Annotated in this window: 1 protein-coding gene; it reads right to left on the bottom strand. The window is 57.2% G+C overall.

What is annotated here, in order from left to right:
• On the bottom strand, positions 1-2,039 hold a 2,039-nt coding region (locus FDW95_RS23440; RefSeq protein WP_249358898.1), incomplete at both ends, for a nitrate reductase subunit alpha.

The following is a 2,039-nucleotide window of genomic DNA, read 5'->3' on the forward strand; positions in this document are numbered from 1 at the left end:
ATACCCTCGCTATCGCCCAGTGCTTCACCCTGAATACCGCTTTCGGTACCCAGCAAATATTTGAGCATGTATTCATGCCCTTTGCCGGAGGAGCCAAGCAGGTTCGAACGCCAGACAAACAGGTTACGCGGGTGGTTACTGCCGTTGTCCGGTTGCTCACAGGCCATGCGGATATCACCGGACTTCAGCGCCTGCGCGGTGTATTCCGCTGGAGATAATCCCGTCTGTTCCGCTCGGGCTTTAACGGTTAATGGGTTCAGGTTGAGCTGTGGGGCAGAAGGCAGCCAGCCCATACGCTCGGCACGGACGTTGAAATCGATCAGATGTCCGGTAAATTTCGACGCGTCGGCCAGCGGAGAGAGCAACTCCTGGGCGGTGACTTTTTCATAGCGCCACTGGCTGGAATGGTTGTAGAAAAACGAGGTGCTGTTCATCTGACGCGGAGGGCGGTTCCAGTCCAGCGCAAAGGCCAACGGTAACCAGCCGGTCTGCGGGCGCAGTTTTTCCTGTCCTACATAGTGCGCCCAGCCGCCGCCGCTTTGACCGACACAGCCACAGAACACCAGGATGTTAATCATCCCACGGTAGTTCATGTCCATGTGGTACCAGTGGTTGACGCCTGCCCCGAGGATGATCATCGAACGACCATGGGTTTTGTGCGCGGTATCGGCAAATTCACGGGCAATTTGTTCGATATGACGGCGAGGCACGCCGGTGATTTGTTCGCCCCAGGCCGGGGTGTAGGCTTTAATCTCACTGTAATCACGGGCCGCGAGGTCATCATCGAGTCCGCGATCGAGCCCGTAGTTCGCCAGGACTAAATCGTACACGCTGACCACCGGACAACGGCGGCCATCAGTGAGGGTAAGGTGCTTAACCGGTAGTTTACGCACCAGCACCGGCTCCTGCTTCACGCTGCGAAAATGCGGATTTTCGTTACCACCAAAATAGGGGAACGCCACACCCGCCACCTCATCATGCTGGCCGAGTAATGACAGGGACAGTTCTGTTTCCGTGCCGGCAGCCAGCGACTCGAGGTTCCATTTGCCTTTTTCGCCCCAGCGAAAACCAATAGAACCATTCGGTACCACCAGTTCACCGGCGTTGTTGAAGGCCACGGTTTTCCATTCAGGGTTATTACTTTCACCCAGTCCGTCGACGAGGTCCGAGGCGCGCATCATCCGTCCTGGTACAAAGCTACCGTCTTCCCGGGCATCCAGCAGCACCAACATCGGCATATCGGTATAACGGCGGCAATAGTTGATGAAGTAGTCGCTGGGCTTATCAAGATGGAATTCTTTGAGGATAACGTGACCCATGGCCATCGCCAGCGCGCTGTCAGTGCCTTGCTTCGGTGCCAGCCACTGATCGCACAGCTTGGCAACTTCCGAGTAGTCCGGCGTAATAGCGATGGTCTTGGTGCCTTTATAGCGGACTTCGGTAAAGAAGTGAGCATCTGGCGTACGGGTCTGCGGAACGTTTGAGCCCCAGGCAATGATATAGCTGGAGTTATACCAGTCGGCGGATTCCGGCACGTCAGTCTGCTCGCCCCAGGTCATAGGTGAGGCTGGAGGCAAGTCACAGTACCAGTCATAGAAGCTCAGGCAGGTGCCGCCGAGCAGCGACAGATAGCGTGTCCCCGCTGCGTAGGAGACCATCGACATGGCAGGGATGGGGGAGAATCCGGCTACGCGATCCGGGCCGTAGGTTTTCACCGTCCAGACGTTAGCGGCGGCGATCAGTTGATTTAACTCTTTCCAGTTGGAACGGATAAATCCGCCACGTCCGCGTACCTGTTTGTAGCTCTGGCACTTTTGCGGATCGTGCATAATGGATTCCCACGCCAGCACCGGGTCGGGCTGGCGGGAAAGGGCGTCGCGCCACAGTTCGACCAGGCGTTTACGCACCAGCGGGTATTTCAGGCGGTTGGCGCTGTAAAGATACCAGGAATAGCTGGCACCGCGCGGGCATCCGCGAGGTTCATGGTTGGGCAGGTCCGGGCGGGTGCGTGGATAGTCAGTTTGCTGGGTTTCCCAGGT

Source organism: Citrobacter sp. wls718, from assembly GCF_005280945.1.
Taxonomy (GTDB): domain Bacteria; phylum Pseudomonadota; class Gammaproteobacteria; order Enterobacterales; family Enterobacteriaceae; genus Citrobacter; species Citrobacter gillenii.